This is a genomic window from Amycolatopsis sp. A133 (genome assembly GCF_031082405.1).
GTDB lineage: Bacteria > Actinomycetota > Actinomycetes > Mycobacteriales > Pseudonocardiaceae > Amycolatopsis.
Genome location: NZ_JAVHJU010000043.1, coordinates 166,563 through 189,675 on the forward strand (window position 1 = coordinate 166,563; position 23,113 = coordinate 189,675).

Annotated in this window: 23 protein-coding genes and 1 pseudogene; 13 read left to right on the forward strand and 11 right to left on the reverse strand. The window is 70.8% G+C overall.

What is annotated here, in order from left to right; all coding sequences use genetic code 11:
• Position 1 precedes the first annotated feature (1 nt).
• Positions 2-475, forward strand: a complete 474-nt coding sequence (locus Q5425_RS27805) for a MerR family transcriptional regulator (protein WP_308675269.1) — start codon at positions 2-4, stop codon at positions 473-475.
• A gap of 21 nt (positions 476-496) precedes the next feature.
• On the opposite strand, the gene Q5425_RS27810 is transcribed toward Q5425_RS27805, so the two are convergent.
• Entirely contained in the window at positions 497-868 is a 372-nt protein-coding gene (locus Q5425_RS27810; protein WP_308675270.1) for a helix-turn-helix domain-containing protein, read from the reverse strand.
• Positions 869-924: 56 nt separating this feature from the next.
• Here Q5425_RS27810 and Q5425_RS27815 point away from each other — a divergent pair, with 56 nt between their 5' ends.
• On the forward strand, positions 925-1,605 hold the full coding sequence (locus Q5425_RS27815) for an SDR family oxidoreductase (protein WP_308675271.1): 681 nt from the start codon (positions 925-927) through the stop codon (positions 1,603-1,605).
• Positions 1,606-1,986: 381 nt separating this feature from the next.
• Here Q5425_RS27815 and Q5425_RS27820 read toward each other — a convergent pair.
• Positions 1,987-2,124: pseudogene (locus tag Q5425_RS27820) on the reverse strand (alpha-galactosidase); the annotation flags it as partial.
• Between the two features lie 202 nt (positions 2,125-2,326).
• Between Q5425_RS27820 and Q5425_RS27825 the strand changes: the two are divergent.
• Entirely contained in the window at positions 2,327-2,764 is a 438-nt protein-coding gene (locus Q5425_RS27825; RefSeq protein WP_308675272.1) for a hypothetical protein, read from the forward strand.
• Between the two features lie 109 nt (positions 2,765-2,873).
• Here the strand turns inward: Q5425_RS27825 and Q5425_RS27830 are convergent, their stop codons facing one another.
• Complete coding sequence (locus Q5425_RS27830; RefSeq protein ID WP_308675273.1) at positions 2,874-3,428, reverse strand: TetR/AcrR family transcriptional regulator; 555 nt, start codon at positions 3,426-3,428, stop codon at positions 2,874-2,876.
• An 86-nt stretch (positions 3,429-3,514) separates the two neighbouring features.
• Between Q5425_RS27830 and Q5425_RS27835 the strand changes: the two genes are divergently transcribed.
• The gene (locus tag Q5425_RS27835) at positions 3,515-4,264 is read left to right on the forward strand and encodes a creatininase family protein (RefSeq protein WP_308675274.1); all 750 of its coding nucleotides are present in this window, start codon (positions 3,515-3,517) and stop codon (positions 4,262-4,264) included.
• Here Q5425_RS27835 and Q5425_RS27840 read toward each other — a convergent pair.
• Both Q5425_RS27840 and Q5425_RS27845 read right to left on the reverse strand, forming a co-directional pair.
• On the reverse strand, positions 4,251-5,588 hold the full coding sequence (locus Q5425_RS27840; RefSeq protein WP_308675275.1) for an amidase: 1,338 nt from the start codon (positions 5,586-5,588) through the stop codon (positions 4,251-4,253). The genes Q5425_RS27835 and Q5425_RS27840 overlap by 14 nt on opposite strands.
• Positions 5,575-5,763: a hypothetical protein gene (locus Q5425_RS27845; protein ID WP_308675276.1), complete on the reverse strand. Its 189-nt coding sequence runs from the start codon at positions 5,761-5,763 to the stop codon at positions 5,575-5,577. Before Q5425_RS27845 ends, Q5425_RS27840 begins: the two co-directional genes overlap by 14 nt.
• Positions 5,764-5,854: 91 nt before the next feature.
• On the opposite strand from Q5425_RS27845, the gene Q5425_RS27850 reads away from it, so the two are divergent.
• Complete coding sequence (locus Q5425_RS27850; RefSeq protein ID WP_308675277.1) at positions 5,855-6,775, forward strand: MBL fold metallo-hydrolase; 921 nt, start codon at positions 5,855-5,857, stop codon at positions 6,773-6,775.
• Between the two features lie 73 nt (positions 6,776-6,848).
• Here Q5425_RS27850 and Q5425_RS27855 read toward each other — a convergent pair whose 3' ends face one another.
• The 3 genes from Q5425_RS27855 to Q5425_RS27865 all read right to left on the reverse strand — a co-directional run bounded on the left by Q5425_RS27855 (position 6,849) and on the right by Q5425_RS27865 (position 10,028).
• Positions 6,849-8,087, reverse strand: coding sequence for a DNA alkylation repair protein (locus tag Q5425_RS27855; RefSeq protein ID WP_308675278.1), 1,239 nt, complete (start codon positions 8,085-8,087; stop codon positions 6,849-6,851).
• A gap of 359 nt (positions 8,088-8,446) precedes the next feature.
• Positions 8,447-9,139, reverse strand: a complete 693-nt coding sequence (locus tag Q5425_RS27860; RefSeq protein WP_308675279.1) for a type 1 glutamine amidotransferase domain-containing protein — start codon at positions 9,137-9,139, stop codon at positions 8,447-8,449.
• 28 nt (positions 9,140-9,167) lie between these two features.
• Positions 9,168-10,028 carry an SDR family NAD(P)-dependent oxidoreductase gene (locus tag Q5425_RS27865; RefSeq protein WP_308675280.1) on the reverse strand — a complete coding sequence of 287 codons (861 nt, stop codon included), beginning with the start codon at positions 10,026-10,028 and terminating at the stop codon, positions 9,168-9,170.
• A gap of 185 nt (positions 10,029-10,213) precedes the next feature.
• Here Q5425_RS27865 and Q5425_RS27870 point away from each other — a divergent pair, with 185 nt between their 5' ends.
• From Q5425_RS27870 to Q5425_RS27895, 6 genes are all read left to right on the forward strand, one after another.
• A complete protein-coding gene (locus tag Q5425_RS27870; RefSeq protein ID WP_308675281.1) occupies positions 10,214-11,095 on the forward strand; it encodes a helix-turn-helix transcriptional regulator in 882 nt (293 codons plus the stop codon).
• 745 nt (positions 11,096-11,840) lie between these two features.
• Positions 11,841-12,281 carry a hypothetical protein gene (locus tag Q5425_RS27875; protein WP_308675282.1) on the forward strand — a complete coding sequence of 147 codons (441 nt, stop codon included), beginning with the start codon at positions 11,841-11,843 and terminating at the stop codon, positions 12,279-12,281.
• Between the two features lie 335 nt (positions 12,282-12,616).
• A complete protein-coding gene (locus Q5425_RS27880) occupies positions 12,617-13,990 on the forward strand; it encodes a glutamate decarboxylase (RefSeq protein ID WP_308675283.1) in 1,374 nt (457 codons plus the stop codon).
• 4 nt (positions 13,991-13,994) lie between these two features.
• On the forward strand, positions 13,995-15,167 hold the full coding sequence (locus Q5425_RS27885) for a cytochrome P450 (RefSeq protein WP_308675284.1): 1,173 nt from the start codon (positions 13,995-13,997) through the stop codon (positions 15,165-15,167).
• Positions 15,168-15,527: 360 nt separating this feature from the next.
• Complete coding sequence (locus Q5425_RS27890; RefSeq protein WP_308675285.1) at positions 15,528-16,499, forward strand: hypothetical protein; 972 nt, start codon at positions 15,528-15,530, stop codon at positions 16,497-16,499.
• A 22-nt stretch (positions 16,500-16,521) separates the two neighbouring features.
• On the forward strand, positions 16,522-17,064 hold the full coding sequence (locus Q5425_RS27895) for a hypothetical protein (RefSeq protein ID WP_308675286.1): 543 nt from the start codon (positions 16,522-16,524) through the stop codon (positions 17,062-17,064).
• A 152-nt stretch (positions 17,065-17,216) separates the two neighbouring features.
• Here the strand turns inward: Q5425_RS27895 and Q5425_RS27900 are convergent, their stop codons facing one another.
• Positions 17,217-17,666, reverse strand: a complete 450-nt coding sequence (locus tag Q5425_RS27900; RefSeq protein ID WP_308675287.1) for a MarR family winged helix-turn-helix transcriptional regulator — start codon at positions 17,664-17,666, stop codon at positions 17,217-17,219.
• An 89-nt stretch (positions 17,667-17,755) separates the two neighbouring features.
• Here Q5425_RS27900 and Q5425_RS27905 point away from each other — a divergent pair, with 89 nt between their 5' ends.
• Both Q5425_RS27905 and Q5425_RS27910 read left to right on the forward strand, forming a co-directional pair.
• Positions 17,756-18,973 carry an amidohydrolase family protein gene (locus tag Q5425_RS27905; RefSeq protein ID WP_308675288.1) on the forward strand — a complete coding sequence of 406 codons (1,218 nt, stop codon included), beginning with the start codon at positions 17,756-17,758 and terminating at the stop codon, positions 18,971-18,973.
• A 167-nt stretch (positions 18,974-19,140) separates the two neighbouring features.
• The gene (locus Q5425_RS27910; RefSeq protein ID WP_308675289.1) at positions 19,141-20,709 is read left to right on the forward strand and encodes an alkaline phosphatase D family protein; all 1,569 of its coding nucleotides are present in this window, start codon (positions 19,141-19,143) and stop codon (positions 20,707-20,709) included.
• Between the two features lie 299 nt (positions 20,710-21,008).
• Here the strand turns inward: Q5425_RS27910 and Q5425_RS27915 are convergent, their stop codons facing one another.
• The gene (locus Q5425_RS27915) at positions 21,009-21,377 is read right to left on the reverse strand and encodes an STAS domain-containing protein (RefSeq protein WP_308675290.1); all 369 of its coding nucleotides are present in this window, start codon (positions 21,375-21,377) and stop codon (positions 21,009-21,011) included.
• A 201-nt stretch (positions 21,378-21,578) separates the two neighbouring features.
• Entirely contained in the window at positions 21,579-22,943 is a 1,365-nt protein-coding gene (locus Q5425_RS27920; RefSeq protein ID WP_308675291.1) for an APC family permease, read from the reverse strand.
• Positions 22,944-23,113 lie beyond the last annotated feature (170 nt).

Sequence of the window (23,113 nt, forward strand, 5' to 3'; positions counted from 1 at the left end):
CATGTCCACCGAACTGCTCGTCGAACGCATCCTCGCCGCCGACGACGCCCCGGCGGTCTCGGCGGCCGAAGCGGTGCACGGGCTGCTGGACGACTCGGTGATCGACGACTTGGCGGCGCCCCTGGGGATCGCCGAAGCCGCCGAGTTCGTCGGGCTGACCCCGCACACCCTCCGCTACTACGAGCAGCAGGGGCTCGTCCGGCCCGCCCGCAACGCCGCCGGCTACCGCGCGTACTCGGCGCCGGACCTCCGCCGGCTGGTGTTCCTGACCCGGATGCGCCTGTCCGGCATGACCATGCAGGACCTGAAGCGGTACATCGAGCTGGCCGACCGGGGTGACAGCACGATCCCCGAACGCTCGCGCATCATGGCCGACCAGCGCGCCCGCATCAAGAAGCAGCTGCGGGAGCTGACCCTCGCGCTGGAGACGACCGAGTACAAGATCCGCACCTACGGCGGCCACCCGGCCGGTTGACCGGGTTCGGCCCGGACAGCATCAGCCTGTCGCTTCCCCGGCGCCGGCTCGTTCGCGCGCAGCGAGGATGTCCGGGACGTGCGTCTCCGCCCACTGTCGTACGGCACGCAGCGGAACCAGCAGGGAACGGCCGAGCTCGGTCAGGGCGTACTCGACGTGCGGCGGGTTGCCGCCCAGGTCGGTGCGGGCGAGCAAGCCGTCGGCCTCCATGGCGCGCAGCGTCTCGGTGAGGGCTTTGGGGGTGATCCCGCGGATATGCGCTTTGAGCTCGGTGAACCGCATCGGCCCGTCCTCCAGGGCGTTGACGGCGAACACCGTCCACCGCGCCCCGATGCGGTGCAGCACGGTGCGGCTCGGGCACGTCGCCGCCATGACGTTGTACGCCTTGCCCACGGGGGTCCTCCCGGTAGCGTTGAAGATACCGGTAGCAAATCTATACCGTCGCGATCATGAGCGAGAACTTGACAGGCAAGCGAATCCTGGTCGTCGGCGGGGCCCGCGGTATCGGCGCTGAGATCGTCCGGCGCACCGGGCAGGACGGCGCCGACGTCGTCGTCGCCACCCGGTCCGGCCCCGAAGTCCGGATCGACGTCACCGACGAGGCCACCATCGCGCGGGCCGCGGAGTCGCTCGGCGCCTTCGACCACGTGATCTCCACCGCGTCGGCGCACCACGACGTGCCGGTGCCCGACCTGGAACACGACAAGATCCAAACCGCGTTCTCCACCAAAGTCGTCGGCCCGCTGCTGCTGGCCAAGCACTTCGCCCCGCGGATGCCCGCCGGCGGATCCTTCCTGTTCTTCTCCGGCATCGTGGGCTGGAAGCCGAAGTCCGGCACCGTCGTCAAAGGTACGGCGAACGCGGCCCTGGCCGCCCTGGTCACCCACTTGGCCGTCGAGCTCGCGCCGCTGCGGGTCAACGCCATCGCGCCCGGTATCACCGACTCGGGCACCTGGGACCGGCTTCCGGACGAGCGTCGCCGCGCCTTGTACGACAGTGCCGCCGCGGCCTCCCTCGCGGGCCGGATCGGGACGCTCGAGGACGTCACCGACACCGCCCGGTGGCTCCTGGGCGCGGGATGGGTGACGGGCGAAACGGTCCACGTCGACGGCGGCGCCCGGCACCGCTGATCCCCACGCCGCCAGCGCCATGGCGGCCAACTCGTGGGGCGGCGGCTGGAGCGCCCGGCCGTCGCCGCGGTGGCGGTGGTCGTCTCCCCGGCGGTCATCACCGCGCTCGCCTCCCTCGGCCGGCCGCCCCCGCTCCACGGCGGAGAGGAACCGCACGGTGTAGCGGGTCCCGGCGGCCAGTCCGGGCAGCCGGATGCGGCCGGGCGGGGCCCAGGCGCCGATCTGCGGGGCGACGAAGGCGAAGAGCGCTTCGGTGTGGTCCTGAGCGACGACGCCGTGGAGCCAGTGCGCCGGGTCGGGGTGGTCGCTGCGGACGACGGTGCCGCTGTGCAGCAGCGGCCGGAACCGCTTGTGCAGCGCGATCCACGCCGTGAGTTCGGCGAGATCGCTTTCGCTCGCCGACGTCAGGTCCCACTCCATGCCGAAGTGCCCGAAGAACGCGGTGCCGGCGCGGAAGTCGAGGGTGTGCGTGCGGCCGGTGGTGTGCGCCGTCGGCGCACCGACGTGCGAGCCCAGCATTTCCGGGGGCAGCAGCAAACCGGTCCAGCGCTGGATGTGCTGCCGCTCGAGCGCGTCCAGGCCGGCAGGCGATAGCCGGCGTCGCCCGGCAGGTCCAGCCGTGCTGGATGCGGGCCGAATCCGGCATCATGGGGCGATGTCACCTGAGCCGGAGCAGGCGCGTCGCGGTAGGTCGTACTGCCCTTATTGCCGTAGTGCCGGCGTGACCGATGAGGAACCAGGTGGTTTCTGCCCGACTTGCGGCGTCCGGCTCTCCTTCGGCCGGAATGGGGCGACCGAGCTTCACGTCTTCGGTAGCCATGCCGAGGAAGTCCAGGCCGTAACCGATCACCTGTCGAAAGCTTTGGCTCGACGAGAAATCTCGAGACTGCGGTCGCCTTGGTTCTCCGGCCTGTTCTACCTCACCGCGGTTGTGGTGATCACAACTCTGCTGTTGGCCGTGGCACGGATCCTCGCGCTGTGGGCGCTGCCGGTCGTGATCATCGGCGCCGTATTGCTCATTTCGGTCGTGGGAGCCCTTCAACTACGCGCGGACGATCGTTTGAGCGAGCGCAACTTCGTGAAGCTCATGGGTGACGTGCTGCGCCGGCTGCCACTCGTCTTCAGGCGAGAGCGACCGGGTGGCCCCGAAGATCAATAGCAGCCGTCCTGGGCGCGCAGGACCTCGGAACCGGACCTGGACCTCAGGGCGTGAGACTCTCTCACCCAGCACTTGATCCTCGGCGGGCGGCTTGCCGCACCGGGCGCACTCAACCGAGCAGGTCGCTCACCAGGTGGCGTGCGTAGGCGGCATCGAGCTGATCCGGGCGGAACAGGATGCGGTACATCATCGGCGCCACCACGCGGTCGAGCACCGTCTCCACCTCCGGAGCGTCCTCGCCGCGTGCGGCCGCCCGGGCGAGGATCACCTCGATCTGGCCGGCCGCGTACGCCGAACACCGGCCGGCGTTGCTTCCGTCCGAGTCGCCCAGCAGCGCGTCCCGGATGTAGGCGCGCCCCGGCGGTGAGGACATCTCGTCGAGGAACTGCTCGGCCCACGCCTCCAGGTCGGCCGCGAGGGTGTCGCGGTCCTCGGGCGGCGCTTCGGGCCGCAGCCGTTCCACGGCGACGTCGGAAAGCAGCTCGTGCAGGTCTCCCCAACGACGGTAGATGGTCGACGGCGTGACCCCGGCGCGTGCGGCGATCCGGGGCACGGTCAGCGCGGCACGCCCGGCTTCGGCTTCCAGATCGCGGACGGCCGCGTGCACCGCCTCCTGGACGCGGGCGCTGCGGCCGCCCGGGCGCACCATCGGCTTCCGGCTCATCTCCTCAGCTTAAAGCAAACATGTTGCTTCTAGCGCAAGCCCGTCTTATCCTCACTAAAGCTAAACATTAGCCTTAAGGAGGTAGCATGTCCCCTTACCGCTGGAACCACCTGACCGCACCCGAGCTGCGTGAGCTGGCGGACCGGGACGCGCTCGTGCTGCTGCCGGTGGGGTCCACCGAGCAGCACGGCGCCCACTTGCCCACCGGCGTGGACGACTTCCTCGCCACCCAGGTCTGCCTCCGTGCCGCCGCGCTGGCCGGTGCGCGCGTCCCGGTGGTCGTGGCTCCTTCGGTGTGGTGCGGGCTGGCCGAGCACCACATGGCCTTCGGCGGCACGCTGACCCTTTCGCTGGCCACGTTGCACGCGCTGTTGCGGGACCTGTGCCGGTCCGTGCTGCGGGCGGGGTTCCGTCGCGTCCTGCTCGTCAACGGCCACGGCGGCAACGCGACCGCCCTGCACACATTGGCCGGCGAGCTGACCGCCGAACTGGGCACCCCCATCGCGGTCACCAGCTACTTCACCGCCGGTGCCGCCGCGATCGCGGAGACGCTCGAAACCCAGAACCAGCTGATGCACGCCTGTGAGGGCGAGACCTCGATGATGCTGGCGGCGTTCCCCGAGTTGGTGCGCCGGGAGCTGGTGGCCGAGGCGGCCGGCCCGGCGATCGCCCTGCAGCCGGAGGACCCGGTGCCGGTGTACCGCCCGACGCCGTTCGAGCGCATCACACCTTCGGGTGTCGCCGGGGACGCACGCGCCGCCACGGCCGCCAAGGGGGAAGCCCTTCTCGACGGGTGCGCGCGTGCGCTCGCCGGCGAGCTCCTCAGCTTCCCGTGACCGTGAGCGACTGTTCCCAGGCGTGCCCGGCCCGCAACAGCAGTGGCTCTTCCAGCGGCCGTCCCAGCAGCTGCAGCCCGATGGGCAGCCCGGCCCGGTCAGTACCCGCCGGCACGGTCAGCGCCGGCACACCGGCGATGTTGGCGGGAGCCGACAGCCGGACGTAGGCGTCCGGCACGCTCTCCGCCGTGCCGTCCGGCCAGGTGACCGTCTCCTGCCCGGCCGGCACGGCAGTCAGCGGGACCGCCGGGGCGGCGAGCACGTCGACCTCCTCGAGCATGCGCAGCCACTCCCGCCGCATGAGTGTGCGGGCGCGCCGGGCCCGCAGGTAGTCCCCGGCGGGCAGCAGTTCGCCGGCCTCGAGGAGCACGCGGACGTCGGCGGTGTACAGCTCGGGGACCGTGCGCAGCGTCCGCTCGTGGTAGGCGGTGGCCTCCGGGACCATCAAGCCCCACTGGATCGCCTGGATGTAACGCGTCATCGGGATCTCCACCTCGACGAGCCGCGCGCCGAGCGATGCCAGGCGCTCGACCGCCTGCCGCACCGCGGCTTCCACCTCGGGGTGCACGTGCTCGAAGTAGTAGTTGCGAGGTACGCCCACGCGCAGCCCGGCCAGGTCGCCGTCCACCGTGGCCGGTGCCCCTCCGGTCAGCGCGGGCAGGACGAGCGCGGCGTCCTCGACCGTGCGGGTCAGCGGACCGACGTGGTCCAGCGACCAGGACAGCGGAACCACGCCGTCGCGGGGCACCAGATCGTACGTCGGCTTCAGGCCGACGACCCCGTTCAGCGCGGCCGGCACGCGGATGGAGCCGCCGGTGTCGGTGCCCAGTGCGAAGGTCGCGGTGCCCGCCGCCACGGCGACGGCCGACCCGCCACTGGAACCTCCGGCGATCCGCCCGCCGGCCCGCGCGTTCCCGGTCTGCGGGGTGACCAGGCCGTAGGCGAACTCGTGGGTGTGGGTCTTGCCGACCAGCACCGCCCCCGCGGCGGCCAGCCGGGCCGCGACCACGCTGTCGGCGTCCGCGCGGTGGTCCGCCCGGACGCGTGAGCTTGCCGTGGTCGGCAGGCCGGCGACGTCGATCACGTCCTTGAGGCCCACCGGGATTCCGTGCAGCGGCCCGCGAAGCTCGCCCGCGGCGATCTCGCGCTCGGCCCGTCGAGCTGCCGCGTGCGCCCGGTCCGCGGCCACGGTGACGTAGGCGTTGAGCCGGGGTTCGACCTCCGCCAGGCGCGTCAGCACGGAGTCGAGGAGTTCGACCGGGGACAGCTCGCGGGCGTGCAGTGCGCGCGAGGCGGCGGCGAGGCTCAGTTCATGCGGTCGCATCGGGATCCCTCCACGCGAACGGCGTCGTGTCCCCGAACTCGAGCTCCCGCAGGACGGAGACGACGGAGTGGATGTGGTCGGCGGTGGCGGCCACGACGTCGTGGCGCTCGGGGGGAAGGGTCAACCCGGCACGGGCGGCCCAGCGAGCCGCTTCCGCCGGGGTGAGGTCGGACATGATTACCTCCAAAAGCTAAGAGTTCGCGTTAGGCGAGATTAAGCGCTACAGTGGACTAACGCAAACAAGTTGCTTTTAGTGGGAGGAAGGCATGGCCGTTCCGACGTGGACGATCGGCGAGTTCACCGTGCGACGGGTGGACGAGGTGCTGTTGCCGCCCGCCACGGGCCCCTGGCTGCTGCCCGGCGCGACCCCGGACGTCGTCGACGGCCACGACTGGCTCCGGCCCGACTTCGCCGGGGACGACGGCGTGCTGCGCTTGGCCAGCCACAGCTTCGCCGTCTCGGCCGGCGGGAAGCGGATCCTCGTGGACACCGGAATCGGCAACGGCAAGCAGCGCGCGAACCCGGCCTGGCACGACCTGCGCACCGGCTACCTGGAGCGGCTCGCCGAAGCGGGGTTCGCCCCGGAGTCGGTCGACCTGGTCGTGCTCACCCACCTGCACACCGACCACGTCGGCTGGAACACCCGCACGGTCGGCGGCGGCTGGGTGCCCACCTTCCCGAACGCCCGCTACCTGGTTTCCCGGGCGGAGCGGGAGTTCTGGGCCGGCGTCGAGATGGACGAGCCCCGGCGCGGGATGTTCCGCGACTCCGTGCTGCCGATCGAGGAGGCGGGTTTGCTGGACCTCGTCGACGTCCCCGCGGACGGCGCCGAGGTGGCGCCCGGAGTGCGCCTGCTGCCCACTCCCGGCCACACCCCCGGACACGTTGCGGTGCAGCTGGACAGCGCCGGCCGGACGGCGCTCATCACCGGCGACTGCGTGCACCACCCGGTCCAGGTGCCCCGCCCGGACATCACCAGCTGCGCCGACATCGACCCCGTCCTCGCCGAGAGCACCCGCCGCCGCCTGCTCGCCTCGCTCGCCGGGACCGGGACCCTCGTGCTGGGCACCCACTTCCCGCCGCCGACCGCCGGGCAGATCGCCGGCGACGGGAAGGGCCGGCGCTGGGTACCGGTCGCGCCGCAGCGAACCGGTCGCGAAGAAGGCGGTTCCACCGCCAAGGGGTGACCGTCTCGCCGCATTCGATCAAGTCGTCGGCGCAGGGCCGGCCGGGCACTCCGAGCCGAGGCGCGTGCCGCGGCTAGCGAGCCGCAAGCAGTTCGAAGCCGGCGCGGCCGAAGCGGACGCCGTTGATCTGCAGCTCCAGCGCGTGCGCGCCGGGGTGGTAGCGGCGGGTGGTGATCACCCGGAAGGAGTGCTCGCGGTTCAGGTCGCAGCTCTCCCCTGGCCCGAGGACCCGGGTGGCGAGCTTGAACGTCTTGCCGGCGGTGGTGCCGTTCGCCTTGCGGTGGTGGACGATGTAGTCGATCGCCAGGCAGACGGGCTCGGCGGCCAGGTTGCGCACGGTGGCCGCGAAGGTCAGCGCTGCCCCGATCTCCACCTCGTCCGCCGAGAGCAGCGGCCCGGTCACGTCGACGCGTGCGGGTGCGAACCCCAGCAGGCCGAGGGCGCCGGGGTGGCCCTGCTTGACGAGCGTGCGCAGCGCGTGCCGCACGGTTTTCCCGATGGCCGCGGAGTCTTCGCCCGGTTCGGCCAGCCAGTCCGCCGCGGTCGCCACCGCCAGCTCCGGCTCGCGGCGGCTGATGTCGTTGAGGTGGTTGGCGACCGACCGCCGGACGTACTCGCTGCCGTCGCGGTACAACGCGTTCAGGATCGGCAGCGTCGCCTTCGGCTCGGCCAGGATCCCCGGCACGCGCGCGGCCCACGGCAGCATCGGCCGGGTTCCTTCGGACGCGAGCCGCCGGACGTCGGGGCTGTCCGAGCCGGTCCAGCCGGTGATGGTGGCGAGCGCGCGGCCGAGGTCGTGGTCGAGGAGCGTCCGCAGCGCGAACTCCGACGTCAGCCGGTGAGTGAGGTCGGCCAGCAGCGAGAGCGCGTCGTCGAACGCTTCGGTGCCGCCCTGTTCGATCGCCTTGACCGCGACGGCGCTGGTGACCGGCCAGATCAGCCAGCCGGTGAACGTCGGCGCCCGCTCGGCCGCGGACCGGATGACCGCGGCGAACGAAGCGTAGTCGCCCGGCAGGTCCTCGAGCAGCGCGTCACGCAGCAGATCACTGCGCTCCCGAAGCGACAGCGGTGCGATGGCCGTTTCCGCCGCGACGACAGCGGCCGGTTTCGACCGCGGCGCCACGACGCGCAAGGCCGCAGCGAGGTCGCGCACGGTGGCGACACCGATCAGTTCTTCAGCGAACGGCACGAAGACCTCCGGGACGGGCAGCGGATCGATCGCCGCGATCATGCCACGGAGGTCCGACAGTTTTCGCCAGGCCGCAACCGGCGCCCGCCCCCGGTTGTCGTTCGGGAAGAGAGCGATGATCAAAGGTGCAGATTGGAGCCCAACCCGCTCGACTGCTCGTGTCGTGGAACAGATCGTTCGGCGCCGGGGACTACCTCTGGCTGAAAATCGGCCAGCCGAACGCGTCCGCGCCCTGGACCCCGCGGTGCTTCGCCGAGGCGGGCACGAAGTGGGACATGGCCCAGACCAACGTGCGAGGACTGCACACCGGCAACAACGCCGGCATCATCGGCAGCGACGAAATCCTGTGGGCCTTTCCGAAGGAAGCTCTCCCCGCCGGATGCCGATCGCCATCGACCGCCGATGAACAAGCCCTTCTCCACCCGGTGAACGACATCGGGTCGAGACAGAGAGGCAACCACGGTTTCCACGCCCCTTCCTCGCTACTTGAGCGCGCCGATCATGGCCTCGGCCATGGGGGCGCTGGAGGCCGGGTTCTGGCCGGTGAAGAGGTTCCGGTCCCGCACGTTGTACGCCTGGTACGCCGGTCCCCCGGAGTGCTTCGCACCCTTCTGGCGCAGCGTGCCGGCCAGCAGCCACGGAGCACCTTCCGCAGTACCGAAGCTTTCCTCCTCCTCGTCGGTGAAGGCGGCCATCTCGCGGCCCGCGAACAGCCACTTGCCGTTCTCGTCCACAGCGGACAGCAGGCCGGCCGGGCCGTGGCACACGGCCCCGATGATCTTGCCCGCCGCGTCCGCCTCGGTGAGCAGGCGGCCGAGGTCACGGTCCTGGTGGAGGTCGACCACCGGACCGTGCCCGCCGGGGATGACCACGGCGACGTAGTCGTCGATGTTGATCTCGGCCAGCTTGAGCAGCGGGCCGAACTCACTCAGGGCCCGCGCGGCGTGCTCCACGTAGTGCGTACAGTCCGGGCCGGCGATCTCCGGGTCGGCACTGTGGGCATCGAGCGGCTGCAAAACACCGCCCGGGGAAGCGAAGTCGACGGTGAAGCCGGCCTGCACGAACTTCTCGTGGGGCGCAGCGACCTCTTCGGCCCAGTACCCGGTCGGGTATTCCGAGCCGTCGGTGCGCTCCCAGACGCTCGCGGCGGACATGACCATCAGGATCTTGCTCACGATTGTTCCTTTCCGGTGGCGGGTTGGCTCAGGCGTCGGCGAAGTCGGTGGCGCCGGCGATCTGCGCAGTGGCCTCGAGGTTCGCGCGCAGGGCGTCGACCTTCGCGGTGGCGTAGGCGTGGGCGTCCGAGCCGAGCAGCTGGCGCAGCGGGCCCTCGCCGCTGACAACGCGCTGGATGATCGCCTCCGCGCCCTTGACCGGGTCGCCCAGCTGGTTTCCTTGCAGCTTCAGGTGGTTCTCGGTCATCTCACGCAGATCCGGGTACGCGTCCGTCGTCGAGGCGGGCAGTGAGAGCGATTCGGGGGTGAGGAAATCGGTGCGGAAGTAGCCGGGCTCGACGATGGTGACCTCGACGCCGAAGCCGGCCATCTCCTGGGCCAGCGCTTCGGTGAGGCCCTCGAGCGCGAACTTGCCCGCGCAGTAGAGACCCCAGCCCGCAACCGCGGTCAGCCCGAGCACCGACGACACGTTGACCACATGGCCGCTCTTCTGCTCGCGAAGCACCGGCAGCGTGGCACGCAACACGTTCCACACCCCGGCGACCTGGACGTCGAGCATGTCGCGAACCTCGCGGGCGCTCGTCTCCTCCACGGCGGCCAGATAGCCGTAGCCGGCGTTGTTGACGACCACGTCGAGGCCGCCGAACCGCTCCGTGGCCTGGCGGACAGCCTGCCGGACCTGCTCGTCGTCCCGCAGGTCGACGGTCAGCGGGAGCAGCCGCGAAGTGTCGGCGCGGTCGCCGAGGGCGGCCAGCAGCCGCTCGGTGGAACGGGTTGTCGCGGCGACCTGGTCGCCACGCTGGAGCAGCTGCGTGACCAGCTCCAGGCCCAGACCGCGGGAAGTGCCGGTCACGAACCAGGTCGCGGGTCGATCAGTCGGGAAACTCATGGTCGTCCTTTGCTCACGATTTCGGCGATGCGCCTCCGGGGGTGTTCCCGTGGTGGCGTGCTTCAAGATTCGCCCACCGCAAGCCCGTTTTGGGGCCCATCTCGCGCCCTGCGGAGGCGCGGTCCGGGGAACCTAGGACTCGCCGGTCCACCCAGGACCGCGCCAGCTCGGGGATACTCGAACCCGTGCCCAAGACCAACCAGGAACTGGCCGATTTCCTGCGGCGCGCCCGCAGCCAGATCGACCCCGCCCGGGCCGGCCTGCCCCCCGACGGTCGCGTCCGCCGCGTACCCGGCCTCCGCCGCGAAGAAGTCGCCCGCCTCGCCGGCGTGTCCACCGACTACTACGCCCGCCTCGAACAAGGTCGCCGCATCGTTCCCTCCGCCGCCGTCGTCGAAGCCATCGGCCGCGCCCTCGGCCTCGACGCCGCCGGACGCGCCCACCTCAACGACCTCCTCGGGCTGACCTCCACACCCACTCCGCGCCGGACCCGTGAGGTCCAACGCGTCCGCCCGGGCCTCTACCAGCTCCTCGACGCCCTCGACGGCGAGCCCGCCCTCATCCTCGGCCGCCGCACCGACATCCTCGCCGCCAACCGCATGGCCAAAGCCCTCTTCGCCGACTTCGACCAGCTCCCCGCCGCCCACCGCAACTACGCCCGCTGGATGTTCCTCGACGACGGCGCCCGGGCCCTCTTCCTCGACTGGCCCGACCAAGCCCGTGCCGCCGTCGAAAGCCTCCGGTTCGAAGTCGGCCGCAACCCCGACGACCGCGCCACCACCGAGCTCGTCACCGAACTGCGCGAGCGCAGTTGCGAATTCGGCCAGTGGTGGGAACAACACCGCGTCCACCAGCGCACCCACGGCTCGAAACGTCTCCGCCACAACCTCGTCGGAGACCTCACCGTCGAGTACGAAACCCTCACCCTTCCCGGCGACCCCGAGACCACCCTGTTCGTCTACACCACCGAACCCGGATCACCCTCGCGCCGGGCCATCGACCTCCTCGCCAGCTGGACCGCGACCACTCCCGCCCTCGGACCGAACCCCAAGATCACCGAGCAGTGACGCCCATCGGAGCTCGCCGGCCGGAGTTTCCCTCAGACCCGCGCGAGCTGGCACGACGTCGCACCCCGGCCGGCGGCCGCAGGTTTCCGGGCCATCGCGCCGGACCTGCACGGGCTGGGCGACAGCACACCCGCCGTCCGCAGCTACCAGGCATCGCCACGGACCTGCCGGCCACGGCAAATGGAGCGGAAACCGGGCGCAGGACCAGCGACTGACGACGCCGACGCTCGCCATCGGCGGCGGCGTGCTCGGCGCGGCCACCCGCCCGCCGGCTCGAAGACTGCGGTCACATCACCCCGATCGACCGGCCGGACGCCTTCGCCGACCTGCTCATCGAGCACGCCCGGGCCGTCTGAGCGCCCACTTCAAGACCCGTCCGGAGCAGGGGCCGCAGCGTGCCCTACCACTCGATTCCCAGCAGCTGCGCGCTGAGGTTCCAGGCACCTCCGCGAAATCCTCGACCGCGCGATCGCGCGGGGCCAGACCGCCGCCGACGTCTCCCCCGACTCCGCGACACGGCTGTTCACCGGGCTGATCCTCGCGCGCGCCGCGGAAGGAGCGGTATCGGGAGAGGCGATGACGACAGCCGACGCGGACGCGACCCTGCTTCTCCGTGCCCTGAGCCGGTCCGGGCCGCCCGGCGACCGCGAACCGCCGGCACCGGCCGGAGCCTCGAGTGCTTCGAGTGAGCCGCGCGGGTGAGTGCGGCGTGCGGTGCCGTGGCCGGGCAGGCTAGGTTGCCCGGGTGAGCCTTCTCGATGACGTGGCCGAGCGCGACGGCTGGCGGTGCTGGGTGTGCGACGAGCCGGTCGACCCCGGCATGTCGGTGAACGACCCGCGGGGGCCCAGCGTCGACAGCCGGACCGCCGACCGGAAGGCCAAGGTCGCCGAGCGGCTCGCGCACCGCGGGCGCAACAGCCGCAAGGGCGCGGTCAAGGTGGTCATCGCCTGGCCGGAGCGCCTGCACGTGGTCGAGCCCGCGCCGCTGATCACCGTGGCCGGGCGGCTGGAGCGCAAGGGGGGCCGGGAGCTGGTGGCCCGGTGTCCGACCAGGACGGACGCCCAGGAAGCGGCGGACTGGCTCGTGGACCGGTTCTCCCGGCTGGTACCCGGGCTGCCGGTCACCGCCGGCATCGAGGCCGGCGGTGGCCAGTTCCTCGTCATCCTGGCCACCGGACGCCGCTGACCGCGATCCGAGCGCACCACCGACAGTCCACATAGGACTTACGCACCGCCCCGGGCCCGGCCGATCCGCGAACGCACGGCCGGGTGATCCGGGTTGGGCCGTTCGTGACCTCCGAAGCGGCCGAAACGGGCCGCGTGAACGGTACGTGAGAGCCGCGGTCAGCCAACGAGGTCTGACGCCGACCCGTCCGGGTTGTGCGTCGCCGGTGCTGTTCCCTTGCCTCCCGCCGACCTGCCACGATCCGAAGAGGTCGTCTTCTGCCGATCCGGATCGACGAGGACCGTGCCGGATGCCGAAACCGTTCGCCTTGTTCCTCGAAAGCCCCGGAGGTAACCATGAGCTTGCAGCGCGTGATCACCGATGACCGCGATCTGCAGATCGCTCCCCTGTTCGCGCAGCGGATCGACGAGGACGTCGTGCCCAAAGGGCGGCTCGCGGAGAACCCGATGCCCGCGGGCGTCGCGGCCGGCATCGTGCGGTCCCGGCTCCTGCTCGACGGGCGGGCGGCGCTCAACCTGGCCACGTTCTGCACCACCGCCGCCGAGCCGGAACTGGAGCGGATCTACGCCGAAACCGCGTCGATCAACCTCATGAACCGCGAGGAGTACCCGGCGAGCTCCCTCATCGAGCAGGAGTGCATCAACGCGCTCGCGAACCTGTGGCACGACGACGACGGCTCGTTCGTCGGCTGCTCCACCAGCGGGAGCTCCGAGGCGGCCATGCTCGCCGGCCTCGCGATGCTGCGCCGCTGGCGGGAACGGGGTGGCGCCGGGCGGCCCAACATGGTGTTCGGCACCCACGTCCACGTCTGCTGGCCGAAGTTCTGCAACTTCTGGGACGTGGAAGCGCGGATGGTGCCGCTCGCGCCGGGCCGCACCACCCTGGACCCGCTGCTGACCGCGGACGCGGTCGACGAGAACACGATCGGCGTGGTCGCGGTCCTGGGCAGCACGCAGGACGGGCGCTACGACCCCGTCGCCGACATCGCGGCCGCCCTCGACGGCGTGGCGGCCGGCCGGGGCATCGACGTGCCGCTGCACGTGGACGCCGCGAGCGGCGGCTTCGTCGCACCGTTCCTCGATGTCGACTTCGCCTGGGACTTCGCGCTGCCACGGGTGGTGTCGATCAACGCGTCCGGCCACAAGTTCGGCCTGGTCTACCCCGGCGCGGGCTGGTGCCTGTGGCGCGACCCGGAGTACCTGCCGGCGTCGCTGATCTTCGACTGCAACGTGCTCGGCGGCCACCACCCCACGTTCACGCTGAACTTCTCCCGCCCGGCTTCCGGGGTGATCGCCCAGTACTACCAGTTCCTGCGCAACGGGCTCGCCGGCTACCAGCTGATCGCGCAGCGGTGCCAGGAGGTCGCGCGGCAGGTCGCGGCGGGCATCCGGGCCATCGCACCGTACGACGTCCTCGCCGACGGGGAGGACCTGCCGGTGGTGGCGTTCCGCCTGCGCGACCCGGAAGAGGTGGGTTTCACCGTGTACCACCTGTCCGAAGCGCTCAAGGGCGACGGCTGGCACGTGCCCGCCTACAGCCTGCCGCCGGACCTGGAGCACGTGGACGTGATCCGCGTGGTGTGCCGGCAGGGGTTCACCCTCGACCTCGCGGAGAGGTTCCTCGAAAGCCTCCTCAAGCACACCGAACGGCTGACGAGCCACCCGTTCCCCCTGCCCGAGGTGGCGACCGCGCTGACGTTCCAGGACTGACGCCGTGGTCGCCGTCGCCGAACTCGAGGCCGACCCCTACCCGGTTTACGCACGGCTGCGCCGGAGTGAGCCGGTGAGCTGGATACCCGAGGTCCGCCAGTGGCTGGTGACCGGCTGGGACGACGTCCACCGGGTCTTGACCGACGTGGCGCGGTTCACCACCGATCAGCCGGGCTCACCGATGCTCGACGTGTGCGGCGGGACGCCGCTGCTGATGCGGGAGGGCGAGTCCCACCGGGACGTGCGGGAGGCGTTGCGGCCCGGCTTCGGCGCCCGGCGAGTCGGCGGTTTCGTCGACGCGGTCGCCCGGCCGGTCGCGCGCGGGGTCGCCGGCGAAGTGTGCCCCGCCGGCCGAGCCGACCTCGCCGCGGACTACTTCGAGCCGGTCGCGGCGATCGCCGTGGCCGAACTGCTCGGGCTCGGCCGGGGCAGTGGCGCGGAAACGCTGCGCCGCTGGGGAAATCTGCTGACCGGGGTGGCGAACGACTTCGGCCGTGACCCGGCGGCGCAGGCGGCCGCCACCGCGGACCTGGCCGCCGACACCGCCCTGACCGCGGTCGTCCGGCGGCTCCGGGCCGAGCCGGACGGGTCGGTGCTCTCCCGCCTGCTGCACGCCCACCGGCCGCGCGGCGACCCGCGGCCGGACGCCGACGTGGTGCCGGTGCTCAAGCACCTCGCCCTGAGCGTCGTCGAGCCGGGGTGGCTCGCGGGCTGGACGCTGGCGGCGCTGTGGTCGTCACCCGCCCAGCTCACCGCGGTCCGCGACGACCCCGCGCTGCTCGGCGCGGCGGTGTCCGAGGCGCTGCGGTGGAGCGGCCCGGTCGGTGTGCTGGGCAGGCGCACGAGGTGCACCACGACACTGGGGGGACGCGAGATCCCGGCGGACAGCACGATCGCGGCGGCCGTCGCCTCGGCCAACCGCGACGAGGCGGTGTTCACCGAGCCGGACCGGTTCGACCTGCGTCGCGAGGTCCGCAGTCACCTCGGATTCGGTACCGGACCACACCACTGCCCGGCGTCCGCGCTGGTCCCCGCTTTGGCCCGCACCGCGCTGGAGGTGCTGTTCGAGCACCTCCCCAGCGTGCAGCCGGCCCCCGGCTGGCAATTGGCACCCCACGGCTGGAAGCTGCGGCTGCCGGGCCCCCTCGACGCGGTGTGGGACGCGAGGCCGAGCTAGCTGCGGTGAAAGTCGACGCCGATTTCGGAGGCAGGCGTCCGAAATGTCAGGTGTCCTGCCTCTGGTGACACCGAGCGGCTGAAGCACCTGCCGGACAGGCAACGGTCGCGATGGCAGGGTGTACGCGATGCTCGACCTCTGGCCGACGGCACGTTGCTGAGCACCCGAGACTCGGACTTGCGCTCGGTCAGCCACGCAAAACTCGACAAATCCAGGACAGAAATCGACTTCTCGCGCGACCCCTTCGAGGCGAAGCTGCAACTGCGGGCACGGCCAGTGAAGATCCAATCGAGCAGCCGGTAGAATCACATCCTCTTCTCAGCGAAGCGGTATCGGCGTTCGAGTGATTCTGGGAGTTCGATGGCCGGCGGCACGTCCCCCGATGGAACCGACAACGGCGGGGATTCCTCGAACAACGTTCATTCGTCACAGGCCGACCAGGTCGTCCAGGTTCGCGATGTCTTCGGCAACCTGAGCATCGGCTCCGACCCGCCGCGACCACGGCCACAGTCGGCGTCTTGGTCACGGCCATGGCTCATCGTCGGGCTGGCAGTCCTCCTCGCGACGAACGGCGTCGTCTGGCTGTGGCCGACCGGTTCCACACCCGAAACCGAGTCGGACCAGGGGGCACCCTCGCTGTCGGTCATCGCGGATCTGTCGGCCAACGACAACGGGCCTTGGGGTTACGCGAGCGAAGACGCCCGTTTCCTCGGAAACAACCTGGTCGAAAAGCTTTCCCATCCGATGGCCGCGACGGATCACGCCCTCGCGCGCGAGGCCCGGCTGACCGGCGCAGCGAGCTTGAGGCACCAGGTCATCAGGCTCCACCTCGAAGGTCCGCAGATCGGGCAGGTCGTCGTCACCGATATCAGAGCGGCGATCCGCAACAAGACCTCCCCGTTGAGCGGCGGCCTCGTCTGGGCCCCTCCCCAAGGGCCGGAAGACTCGGCGGAGACGTTGCTTGAACTGGACGACCGCTTTCCGGTCCTGCAGGCAGCAGTTCGAGATGACGTCCACGACCGGAGCTTCCCCGCGGGCCCGTACTTTCCATCCCACACCATCAAGCTCGCTGCCGACGAGACCAGTGAGATAATTGTGACCGCCTCGGCAACCACGGCCGCCTACGACTATGAGCTCACCGTGATCTACCAGTCCGGCTCGGAACTCAAGGAGGCGGTCGTCAACAACAACGGGAAGCCGTTTCGGGTGACGGGATTCTCGTGCGGGGGAAAACATGTGGCGTCTTATCGGTCCGCCTACATCCTCCAAGGAGACTTCAGCGTCACTCCCGGACCGAATCCGCAGCACCTGGACGTCCTGCCCTATTGCTGACTTTCGAGCACCGAGGAAGGCCATGCGAAGAGAAATCCGGTGGTACGCAGCGGGCGGGGCGGTGCTCCTCTTGTTGCTGGCCACGGGCATCTGGCTCAAGTTCGGGCGAGAAACCGCCCCGGCGGGCGATGCGGCCCTTGCCCCAAGCCATGCCCCGGTATCGTCACGGGACAAGCCCGCGTGCGGTTCGGTCGCGACCACCGACGTGGCCGGCAACGCCGTGAACGACGCGCTCCTCACCCCCGTGCGTTCCGTGCACGACGCCGCCTGTCGCCGCGACTACAGCGGAGTTAGCCGCTTGATGGACCGTCCGTTCGGATCGCGCACTCCGGAAGCAGCCGTCGCGGAACTACAAGCAGACAACGGCGCCTCGCTGACGATCCTTACCCAAACCCTCGAAGTCGCCGCCATCGCCGACCAGGGCGGCCTCATCTACTGCCATCCGCATGGGGCTATCGCGATCTTCGCCCGGGAAACGTCGGAGCACCAGAGCAAACTGACGGATTTCGCCATAACCGGCGACAGCCCGGCCGAAGCAGCTTGCTTCGAACACGGCTCCAGATAGCCCTCTGCGACGTGTAGTCTCCGGATCGGCGAACCCGTCCACGGCGCAGTGAGCCGATGCTCGCACCGCGTCGCCCCGGTCGAGACAGAATGGGCTCAAGCCGCACCGGATGCCGCGGTCTTCGAACGAAGACGCGGCGGACGGCCGACCCGTCAGTGCTCTTCGGCGGACCGGCGGCGGGACCACGCGCCGGCGTCGGTGGTGTAGCGGACGAGGAGCCGCGCGAACTGGACGCGTTCCTCCGGCGACCAGCCGGCTGTGATTTCTTCGAACGCCGCGCGCTGGTCAGCGGCGAACCGGGCTCGCTCGGCCTCGCCGCGTTCGGTGAGCTCGAGCACCGTCCGGCGGCCGTCGGCCTGGGAGGCCGTCCGCCGCAGCAGGCCGTCGGCGATGCAAGCCGCGACCGTCCGGCTGGCCACCGGCTGCACGACGCCCATCTCCGCGGCGAGCCCCCCGACCGTCATCTCACCCGCAGCGTCGGCGACCACGTTCAGCACCAGGTTGCGGGACACGTCGCGGCTCGTGGCCGGGGTGCGGCGGCGCAGCCGGGACAGGGCCGGCCCGATCTGGTCCAGCAGGGCGTCTTCGGCGGAACTGCTCACCTCCCGATCGTAGTACCCCCGGCATTTGCATACCAGAGGAGAACTGCATAGCATTAGGTATGTAACTGCGAAGAGAGAGCGAGGCCACCATGGCCACCACTGCCATCACCGGCGCCCGGGTGTTCGACGGGGAGAAGACGCTGGGGGTCCAGACCGTCGTCCTCGACGGCCGGAAGATCCGCCAGGTCGGCGGCGAGGTACCCGACGGCGCCGAAGTCGTCGACGGCCGGGGCGCGACCCTGCTGCCCGGCCTGATCGACGCGCACGTCCACTCCGGCCCCGGCTCCCTCGCACTGGCCCTGCGGTTCGGCGTCACCACCGAACTGGAGATGCAGGGCATGCACACCCGCGAGAACCGCGCGCACATCACCGAGGACGACACGGTCGCCGACGTGCGCTCGGCCGGTTTCGGCATCACCCCACCCGGCGGCCACCCCAGCGAGCTCATGCCCGAAGGGTTCCGGCCGGCCGGCAACCTGCCGCCGGTGATGCCGCTGATGCCGTTCTCCACCACCCCGGAACAGGCGGCCGCGTACATACCGCAGCTACTGGCGCGTGGCTCCGACTACATCAAATTCATGGTCGACGACGGCAGCGTCGAAGGACACCCCGGACTGCCCATGCTCGACCAGGCCACGCTCAACGCAGGCGTCGCCGAGGCCAGGAAGTACGGCGCCCTCACCGTCGCGCACACCCTGACCCTCGACGCCACCCGCATGGCCGCCGAAGCCGGGGTCGACGGCGTCGTGCACGTGTTCATGGACCGCCCGCACACCACGGAAATCGTCGACCTGATCGCCGAATCGGGGATGTTCGTCGTACCGTGCGTCAGCCTCGACGCGTCGATGATGGGCATCACCGGCAGCGCACTGGCCGACGACCCCCGGGTCGCCCGCCGCCTCGACGACAAGTGGGAGAAGACCCTGCGGTCGAGCTACAACCGCTATCCCCAGGGCAAGCTCGACGACGTCCTGGAGACCGTACAGGCGCTGGCCGCAGCGGGCGTGGACCTGCTGGCCGGCACCGACGCCTCCATGCCCGAAACCTTCTTCGGCGGCCTGGCCCACGGAGCCAGCCTGCACCACGAACTGCAGTACCTCGTGACCGCAGGTCTGACGCCCGCCCAAGCACTGCGCGCCGCGACGGCAACCACCGCCCGCCGGTTCAGCCTCGGCGACCGAGGCCGGATCGCCGAAGGACTCCGCGCCGACCTGCTGCTCGTCGACGGCAACCCGACGGCGAACATCGCCGACACGCTCAACACCCGGGCCATCTGGCGCCGCGGCAGCCGGCTGGAGCATTCGTAACGGCTACCAAGCTCTCGATGGCCGGTGTCTCGATGACCCTCCGGTCCGAAATGCAGCTTGCTACCTCATCCGGGTGTACACCATCGGGTCATCAGGATGTCGCGCTGTAGTCATCCCCCGAATTTAGCGTGTGCGGGCCGTAACGGTCTTTTCGGAAGAGGTGACACATGGCTGGTCCATTCGACGCCGCCGCGGGTCCGGCGCCGTCCCGCCGGCAGGTTCTGCTGGCCGGGACCGCCGCACTCGGCGCCGCCGCGCTGTCCGGCATCCCGGCCGCGGCCGCCGAAGGTGCGGGGCACGCGCCGGTCCGGGCGCCCTTCATGCTGGGGGTCGCGTCGGGCGACCCGCTGCCCGGCGGCGTGGTGTTGTGGACGCGGCTGGCGCCCGAACCCCTGGCCGCCGACGGGGGCATGCCCGCCCGGCCGGTGCCGGTGACCTGGCAGGTCGCCGAGGACGAGCGGTTCCGCCGCGTGGTGGCGGCCGGCGCCGAACTGGCTCGTCCCGAGCAGGCGCACACCGTCCACGCCGAGGTGGCCGGGCTGCGGCCCGGAGCCGAATACTTCTACCGCTTCCGGGCCGGGCCCGAGCTGAGCCCGGTGGGCCGGACGAAGACCGCGCCGCGGCCGGGCGCGCGCACCGACCGGTTCGCGTTCGCCTTCGCCAGCTGCCAGAACTACCCCGAAGGCTTCTACACCGCCTACCGGCACTTGGCCGAGGAAGACCTCGACCTCGTCGCGTTCCTCGGCGACTACATCTACGAAGGCGGCGCGCAAGGCACAATCGGCCGCGGTCACGCGCCGGCCGGCGAAACCTGGACGCTCGCCGACTACCGCACCCGGCTCGCCCAGTACAAAACCGACCCGGACCTGCAGGCGGCCCACGCGGCCTTCCCGTGGGCGGTCGTGTTCGACGACCACGAAGTGGAGAACAACTGGGCGGGAGACCTCTCCCAACCGGACACCGAGCCCGACCAGGACCCGGCGGTGTTCCGGCAGCGCCGCGCGGCCGCGTTCCAGGCCTACTACGAGCACATGCCGCTGCGGCGCGCCCAGCGTCCGTCCGGCCCGGACATCCGGATCCACCGGCGGCTGACCTTCGGCGACCTGGCCGACGTGCACCTGCTCGACACCCGCCAGTTCCGCGACGACCAGGAAGTCACGCCCGAGGAGCGGCTCGACCCGGCCCGCACGATCCTCGGCTCCGCGCAGCGGGAGTGGCTGCTGCGGAACCTGGCCGGGCGGACCGCGCGTTGGAACATCCTGGCCCAGCAGGTGTTCTTCTCCGCCCGCGACTTCACCGCCGGCCCGGCGACGAGCTTCAGCGACGACGCGTGGGACAGCTACCCGGTCGAGCGCGATCTCGTCCGCGACCACCTGGCCAAGGCGAGCAACCCGGTGGTGATCACCGGCGACGTGCACGCGAGCTACGTCGCCGACATCAAAGCCGACTTCGCGAACCCGGCCTCGGCGACCGTGGGCACCGAACTGGTGGGCACGTCGATCACCTCGGGCGGCGACGGCGTCGACCAGAACGCGGGCGACGCCGTGCAGCTGCAGGAGAATCCGCACATCAAGTTCGTCAACCGCAAGCGCGGTTACGTCCGCAACGTCGTCACCCGTACCGAGTGGACGGCCGATTACCGCGTCGTCGACTACGTTTCGCGGCCCGGCGCGCCCGTGACGACCCGCGCGAGCTTCGTCATCACCGACGGCGAACCCGGGGCGATCCCCCGCTAAGGCTTTTCGGCTTGCCGTTTGAGAAGAACGCGTTCAGGCAGGCGCGCTGGGGTTCGACGCTGCGGCTCGGCTCGATCGGTCATCGCGGCCGGGTCGAGGCCGAGCCGCGGCCCCGCCCGGTCAGGTCCCCGCAGAGAAAATCGCGGCGGAACGATTGAACACCCCGCTCGGCTGGGTAGGTCTCCAGTACTCGGGACGGGGTCTCGGGGACGGACGGCGGCCTGCTGGGATGACCGCCTCGCACCGTCGGGGCGGTATTGGGCTACGACGGTCATCGCAGCAGGCCGCCGTCGACACCCTCACCTCTCCAGCGGCAGAAACTCTGCCAGCCCCGCGAGCACGATCTTCCTCCGGGCCACCGGGGAAGGAAGCACCCGCAACTGCACGCCGGCGAGCCGGCAAGCCCGGGCGAGGAGGGCCAACTGCTGGAGCGCCTCCATTGCCAGGTACGTGACCGCCGTCAGGTCGACGACCACGCAGCCGGTGTCATCGGCTGCGCGCTGCAGAGCGGCGTCGGTCGCGGTTGAGAGACCGGCGACGGCGGCCTCGTCGAGGGGCCCGTAGGCGGTCAGGGTCACGACCGCGGCGAGCGGGCCGGTGACGGTGAATTCCGCTGCCGGTTCCCCGGCGGCGCCACGCCCGGAGACCTCAGCGTGCGTCGTGCTCATTCGGTGCACCCCGTTCTCGCCGACGTCATCTGCTGACTACAGCGCCGCCGAGCTTCGTGTTGTTACCCAGTCCCCTGCCGCGCCGGGGACCAAGTTGGCATTCGGAGCCGACGGTCGAGGGGATGGCCAGGCGTGCCGGAGAGGTGGTATCCGCTGCGGCTGGATTCAGTCGCCACCGCCGGGTACCGGTGACGCCGCCGATCACCGGGTTGTCGTGTGGTCTCGAGTACCGGGATCGTCTCCGCCGGTGTCCTCGGCAGTGTCCTCAGGGGCGCCGCGCGGCGTGTTGCGCGCCGACCGGGATCCCACCACGGCGAGCAGGACGCCGACCGCGAGCAGGATGCCGCCACGCAGCCAGACGCCGGCCTCGATCTGGGTGCCCAGCAGCAGGCAAGACGCCAAACCGAGCACCGGGAGCGCAGTGGGCGCGCGGAAGTGCGGGAGCGCCTGCTGGTCCCGCCGCAGGACCAGGACCGCGGTGTTCACCGCGGCGAACACGATGAGCAGCAGCAACACCAGCGTCGAGGCGAGGACGTCGATCTCACCGGTCAACGCGAGGACGAGCGAGAGCCCGCTGGTCACCACGATCGCGACCCAGGGCGTGCGCCGGCGGGGCAGCACCTTCGCCAGCACGGACGGCAGCAGGCGATCACGGGCCATTCCGTACGCCAGCCGCGAAGACATGATCCCGGTGAGCAGAGCGCCGTTGGTCACCGCCACCAGTGCCACTACACCGAACACCCACTGCGGTACCCCGCCGGCCACCCGCACGACCTCCAGGAGCGGGCCGCTGGACGCAGCCAGCCGTTCGGCGGGCACCACCGCCCCGGCGACCACGCCGACCAACAGGTACAACACCCCCGCGGTGGCCATCGCCCCGAACAACGCACGGGGATAAGACCGGCGGGGATCCTTCGTTTCCTCCGCCACGTTGACCGAGGTCTCGAAACCCACAAAAGCGTAGTACGCCAGCACGACCCCGCCGAGCACCGCGGTGACCGGGCCGCGCTCCGCAGTGCCGATTTCGGTCAGCCGGTCGAGGTCGGCGTCCCCACGCAAGATCACCCAGGCGCCGAGCCCGACCACCAGTACCAGACCGCCCGCCTCGATCAAGGTGGCCAGCATATTGGCCCGCAGCGAGTCCTTGATACCGCGAGCGTTGAGCACGCCCAGCGCGAGCAGGAAGACGACGGCCACCAGCGCGGTCGGCAACTGGACGAACTGCCGCAGGTAGTCACCGGCGAAGCCGCGGGCCAACGCGGCCACCGACACGACCCCGGCCGCCAGCATGCAGAACCCGACCACAAACCCGGCGAACGGGCCGAACGCACGGTGGGCATAGTGTGATGCGCCGCCCGCTCGCGGATATTTGGTCGCCAACTCGGCGTAAGAAGCCGCGGTGAGCACGGCCAGCACCAGCGCAACAGTCAGTGGCAGCCACACCGCGCTACCGGAAACACCGGCGATCTGCCCGATCAGTACGTAAATCCCCGCGCCGAGCACATCACCCACGATGAACAGGTACAGCAGCGGAGTGGTCACCTCGCGCGCCAACGGTTCGCTCATCGCTCAAGTCTCCTGTGACTTCGGTTCCCGCGCTGGCTGGCGCCACGCAAGCGCTGCTGGGGTCCGCTCCACCTGGACTCCACCAACGCCCAGCTCAGTTTCCTCCGGCCGACGGGAACGTCGCCAGCCGGGCCCGCCCGCGGTGGCCACCTTGTGCCCGTCGGAGCTGA

Excerpts from the sequence above, each read along its gene's own strand:
- Q5425_RS27805 (WP_308675269.1), top strand. The coding sequence starts at position 2 with ATGTCCACCGAACTGCTCGTCGAACGCATCCTCGCCGCCGACGACGCC.
- Q5425_RS27815 (WP_308675271.1), top strand. The coding sequence starts at position 925 with ATGAGCGAGAACTTGACAGGCAAGCGAATCCTGGTCGTCGGCGGGGCC.
- Q5425_RS27830 (WP_308675273.1), bottom strand. The coding sequence starts at position 3,428 with ATGAGCCGGAAGCCGATGGTGCGCCCGGGCGGCCGCAGCGCCCGCGTC.
- Q5425_RS27835 (WP_308675274.1), top strand. The coding sequence starts at position 3,515 with ATGTCCCCTTACCGCTGGAACCACCTGACCGCACCCGAGCTGCGTGAG.
- Q5425_RS27840 (WP_308675275.1), bottom strand. The coding sequence starts at position 5,588 with ATGCGACCGCATGAACTGAGCCTCGCCGCCGCCTCGCGCGCACTGCAC.
- Q5425_RS27845 (WP_308675276.1), bottom strand. The coding sequence starts at position 5,763 with ATGTCCGACCTCACCCCGGCGGAAGCGGCTCGCTGGGCCGCCCGTGCC.
- Q5425_RS27850 (WP_308675277.1), top strand. The coding sequence starts at position 5,855 with ATGGCCGTTCCGACGTGGACGATCGGCGAGTTCACCGTGCGACGGGTG.
- Q5425_RS27865 (WP_308675280.1), bottom strand. The coding sequence starts at position 10,028 with ATGAGTTTCCCGACTGATCGACCCGCGACCTGGTTCGTGACCGGCACT.
- Q5425_RS27880 (WP_308675283.1), top strand. The coding sequence starts at position 12,617 with ATGAGCTTGCAGCGCGTGATCACCGATGACCGCGATCTGCAGATCGCT.
- Q5425_RS27890 (WP_308675285.1), top strand. The coding sequence starts at position 15,528 with ATGGCCGGCGGCACGTCCCCCGATGGAACCGACAACGGCGGGGATTCC.
- Q5425_RS27895 (WP_308675286.1), top strand. The coding sequence starts at position 16,522 with ATGCGAAGAGAAATCCGGTGGTACGCAGCGGGCGGGGCGGTGCTCCTC.
- Q5425_RS27905 (WP_308675288.1), top strand. The coding sequence starts at position 17,756 with ATGGCCACCACTGCCATCACCGGCGCCCGGGTGTTCGACGGGGAGAAG.
- Q5425_RS27910 (WP_308675289.1), top strand. The coding sequence starts at position 19,141 with ATGGCTGGTCCATTCGACGCCGCCGCGGGTCCGGCGCCGTCCCGCCGG.
- Q5425_RS27915 (WP_308675290.1), bottom strand. The coding sequence starts at position 21,377 with ATGAGCACGACGCACGCTGAGGTCTCCGGGCGTGGCGCCGCCGGGGAA.
- Q5425_RS27920 (WP_308675291.1), bottom strand. The coding sequence starts at position 22,943 with ATGAGCGAACCGTTGGCGCGCGAGGTGACCACTCCGCTGCTGTACCTG.